Origin of the sequence: Saccharopolyspora hirsuta (assembly GCF_008630535.1) — a bacterium.
GTDB classification, from domain to species: domain Bacteria; phylum Actinomycetota; class Actinomycetes; order Mycobacteriales; family Pseudonocardiaceae; genus Saccharopolyspora; species Saccharopolyspora hirsuta.
The window spans coordinates 1-4,208 of record NZ_VWPH01000031.1; the positions used below are offsets into that span (position 1 = coordinate 1).

4 protein-coding genes are annotated in these 4,208 nt (G+C 69.7%); 3 read left to right on the plus strand and 1 reads right to left on the minus strand.

All coding sequences use genetic code 11. The annotated features are described in order from the left end of the window. The first annotated feature begins 280 nt into the window (after nucleotides 1-280). From F1721_RS34145 to F1721_RS34155, 3 genes are all read left to right on the plus strand, one after another. Nucleotides 281-1,441 (plus strand): acetyl-CoA C-acetyltransferase, encoded by a 1,161-nt coding sequence (locus F1721_RS34145; protein ID WP_150070991.1) that lies wholly within the window; start codon nucleotides 281-283, stop codon nucleotides 1,439-1,441. Between the two features lie 181 nt (nucleotides 1,442-1,622). Beyond that, nucleotides 1,623-2,087: a MaoC family dehydratase N-terminal domain-containing protein gene (locus F1721_RS34150; RefSeq protein WP_150070992.1), complete on the plus strand. Its 465-nt coding sequence runs from the start codon at nucleotides 1,623-1,625 to the stop codon at nucleotides 2,085-2,087. Between the two features lie 2 nt (nucleotides 2,088-2,089). Beyond that, the gene (locus F1721_RS34155) at nucleotides 2,090-2,506 is read left to right on the plus strand and encodes a MaoC family dehydratase (protein ID WP_150070993.1); all 417 of its coding nucleotides are present in this window, start codon (nucleotides 2,090-2,092) and stop codon (nucleotides 2,504-2,506) included. Nucleotides 2,507-2,750: 244 nt separating this feature from the next. On the opposite strand, the gene F1721_RS34160 is transcribed toward F1721_RS34155, so the two are convergent. Continuing rightward, on the minus strand, nucleotides 2,751-3,950 hold the full coding sequence (locus tag F1721_RS34160; RefSeq protein WP_150070994.1) for a S8 family peptidase: 1,200 nt from the start codon (nucleotides 3,948-3,950) through the stop codon (nucleotides 2,751-2,753). Nucleotides 3,951-4,208 lie beyond the last annotated feature (258 nt).

The window sequence follows — 4,208 nt, forward strand, 5'->3', positions numbered from 1 at the left end:
ACCCGAAGCTCCTGGCAGTCCTGGGTTGATCTTGGTCGACGATCCATCTACCAGGAGCTTCACTCACACCCAAGCCCCTCCACCCTGACCAGCAAAAATCAGGATGAAAAAGGCTCAATGGAAATCGCGGCACCGTGCTGTTCGGGGCCCTGCGGTCGCGGGTCGGTCCTCGTGCGTCTACCAAACGCTTGCTTGTTTCGTTAGACTCGCGGGTACTCGTGGATCAGGTTGCGCTGCCGGGGGTTCCGGGCGGATCGGCCGGGCGGCGGAGAGGACGGTCATGGCCGAGGCGTACATCATCGATGCCGTGCGGACCCCGGTGGGCAAGCGCGGTGGCGGGCTCAGCGGGATCCATCCGGCGGACCTCTCCGCGCACGTGCTGCGCAGCCTGGTGGCGCGCACCGGGATCGACCCGGCAGCCGTGGACGACGTGGTGTGGGGGTGCGTCGACGCGGTCGGCGCGCAGGCCGGGAACATCGGACGGACCGGTTGGCTGGCGGCCGGGTTCCCCGAGCACGTGCCCGGGGTGACCGTCGACCGGCAGTGCGGTTCGTCGCAGCAGGCGGTGCACTTCGCCGCGCAGGCGGTGCTCAGCGGCACCTCCGAGCTGGTGATCGCCGGCGGCGTGCAGAACATGAGCGCGATCCCGATCGGCAGCGCGCTGCGGGGCGCGGCCGAGCTCGGGTTCCCGGTGGCCTACGGGCCGAACTCCGGTTCCACCGGGTGGCAGGAGCGCTACGGTGACGAGGAGGTCACGCAGTTCCGCGGTGCGGAGCTGATGGCCGAGAAGTGGCAGATCTCCCGCGACGACATGGAGGAGTTCGCGCTGACCAGCCACCGCCGCGCGGTGACCGCGATCGACTCCGGCCACTTCGCCGGTGAGCTGGCGCCGATCGCGGGCGTCGAGCACGACGAGGGACCGCGGCGCGACACCAGCAAGGAGAAGCTGGAAGGGCTCAAGCTGCTGCGCGAGGGCGGTCGGCTCACCGCTGGGGTGGCGAGCCAGATCTCCGACGGCGCGGCGGCGTTGCTGATCGCTTCGGAGCAGGCGGTCGCCGAGCACGGGCTGCGCCCGAGGGCTCGCGTGCACCACATGTGCGTGCGCGGCGACGACCCGGTTTTCATGCTGTCCGCACCGATTCCGGCGACCAAGCACGCGTTGGCCAAGACGGGGCTGAGCGCGTCGGACATCGACGTGGTGGAGATCAACGAGGCGTTCGCCAGCGTGGTTCTGGCCTGGTTGAAGGAGATCGACGTCGACCCGGCCCGGGTCAACCCCAACGGCGGAGCGATCGCGCTCGGCCACCCGCTGGGTGCGACGGGTGCGAAGCTGATGACTACCCTGCTGTCCGAACTGGAACGCACCGGCGGTCGCTACGGCCTGCAGACGATGTGCGAAGGCGGTGGCACGGCCAACGTCACCATCATCGAACGCCTTTGAGGGCCGCTTGAGCTGGCCGGGCTCTGAAGTGACCTGCCTCTGGCCGCGCAGCTGCGATGCCTTCGGGACTGGGCATTCGGCCAGTTCAAGGCCCGTGAGTGTTTTCTGGCGCTATAGCCCCACAAAGTACTCACGGCACCTGACCAGGCTAAATCAGTAGTGATCGAGTGAGGGGAGAGGTGTGCCGATCAACAGGGAGTTCGTGGGGTACGAGTTCAGCGCGGGCGAGGCTTACGAGGTGACGCGGGGCAAGATCCGCGAGTTCGCCGAGGCGATCGGGGATCCGAACCCCGCGTACCGCAGCGCGGAAGCCGCGCGGGCGCTGGGGCATCCGGACGTGATCGCGCCGCCCACCTTCGGGATCGTGGCCGCCGGGGCCGCTGCGGAGAGCAACCCGATCCGGCGGCCCGAGTTCGGGTTGAACATGCGGCTGGTGGTGCACGGCGAGCAGAAGTTCCGCTACGAGCGGCCGATCCGCGCCGGTGACGTGCTGACCGCGACCGGGCGGATCGCGGAGATCCGCGACGCCGGGCGCAACGAGCTGGTGCGGGTGGAGACCGAGATCCGCGACGCGGGCGGCGAACTGGTGTGCACCGCGGTCAACGTGATCGTGTCGCGGGGGACCGCGGCCGGGGCGGAGGAGTGAGGATGCGCTACGACGAGGTGGCCGTCGGCACCGAGATCGGTCTGGAGCGGTACCCGATCCAGCGGCTGACGCTGGTGAAGTACTGCGGGGCCTCCGGGGACTTCAACGTGATCCACTGGAACGAGCGGATCGCCCGGCAGGCGGGACTGCCGAACGTGATCGCGCACGGCATGCTCACCATGGCCGAGGCGGCCCGCCTGGTGACGGACTGGGTGGGCGATCCCGGTGCGGTGGTGGAGTACGGCGTCCGCTTCGCCAAACCCGTGGTGGTGCCCGACGACGACACCGGTGTGGAGGTCCTGGTCGCCGGTCGGGTGGCGGAGAAGCTGCCGGGCCGGCAGGTCGCCGTGGACCTGACGGCCACCTGCGGCGACGTCGAGGTGCTGGCCAAGGCCCGAGCGGTCGTCCGGCTCGGCTGACCCCGACTCCCGTGCGGAGAACCGGTGGAAATCCGCTCCCCGCGCCAGTCCGGAGCCTCGCCCGCATCCCGCTGGGTCTACAGTGGAATCGCAGTTTCAGTTGAAACTGCGGACTGCTCGGGCGGAAGCGGTGATGGGCAGGCTTCGGGGTGCCTGCCCATCGTGCGGGGTGGGGCTCTCAGCGGAATCCGGGCCGTCGGGTTCTGGCGCGGTGGAACCGGACGGCCCGTCCTCCGTCAGTAGCTCACCGCTGAGCCGAGTCGATGAAGCCGACGTACAGCAGGCTGTTCGTCGATCCGGCTCCTGGGTTGTTCACCGCGTTCTGGGTTCCGCCGCTCACCAGGGCTCGGGCGACCTGGTCCGGGGTGGCCGACGGGTTCGCCGTCAGGTACAGCGCGCTCGCCCCCGCCACGTGCGGGGTGGCCATCGACGTCCCGCTCATGGCACCCGATCCGCCGCCGTTGGTGGTCGAGGTGATGTTGGTGCCGGGCGCGAAGATGTCCGTGCAGCTGCCGTAGTTCGAGAACGTGGACCTGCTGTCCCGGCTGTCCGTGGCGTTCACCGTGATCGCCGAGGGAACCCGGGCCGGGGAGGTGTTGCAGGCGTTGGTGTTGTCGTTCCCCGACGCCACCGCGAAGGTGATCCCGGATTGGATCGCCCGCTGCACCGCACTGTCGAGCGATCCGTTGGAAGGGCCCCCGAGGCTCATGTTCGCCACCGCGGGCCGGGCCGCGTTGCGGGCCACCCAGTCGACACCGGCGATGATCTGCGAGTACTGGCCGGAGCCCTGGCAGTCGAGCACGCGCACGCTGACCAGCTCGACCTCCTTGGCCACGCCCCAGGTCTTCGAGCCGATGGTGCCCGCCACGTGGGTGCCGTGCCCCTGGCAGTCGGAGGCGTCGCCGTCGTTGTCGATGAAGTCGCGGCCGTCGCTGACCCGTCCCCCGAACTCGGGGTGGCTCTTGTCCACGCCGGTGTCCAGGACGTAGGCGGTCGCCCCGGAACCGGTGTTCGGGTACGTGTAGCTGTTGTCCAGCGGCAGCCGCTGCTGGTCGATCCGGTCCAGGCCCCAGGTGGCGTTCTGCTGGGTGCCGCTGATCCGGGCGATGCCGTCCTGCTCCACGTACGCGACCGACTTGTCGGCGGCCAGCCGTTCGGCCGCGGCCTCGTCGAGCCGCACGGCGAAGCCGCGGATCGTCGACGTGTAGGTCGCGGTCACGGTGCCGCCGTAGGTGTCGGCGAGGCGGGCCGCGGCGCTGCGGGTCGCGGACGCGCTCGCGACGTCGTCCTTCAGCACCACGATGTAGCTGTCGGCGACCGGGGCGGCGCTGGGGCGGATCTCCCCGGTGGGCTGGGCCGCGGCGGCCGGTGCGGCGATCATCGCCGCGGCCAGCGCACCCGCGCCGAGCGCGGTGGTCAGCCGGATCTTGCGATCGTGTCGCATCTGGTTGCTCCCTTGCCAGTTGTGCGGCTGTCGACGGAGGTTGGTGGCGCACAGCCGCGTGCAAACACGATCGGTTGGTGACCGCACGGTGATCAATCCGTGTTTCAGTACGTAGGGATACCAGTCTTTCGGCGAAGGGAGTCTCAATGATGTTGTCAAGCCGCTTGGGCGGCGATCGATGGCATCGTGGGCTGCCAGGTGCGGTGGTCGCGGATGAGTGCCCAGAGCACGTCGACGCGGCGGCGGGCGAGGGCGAGG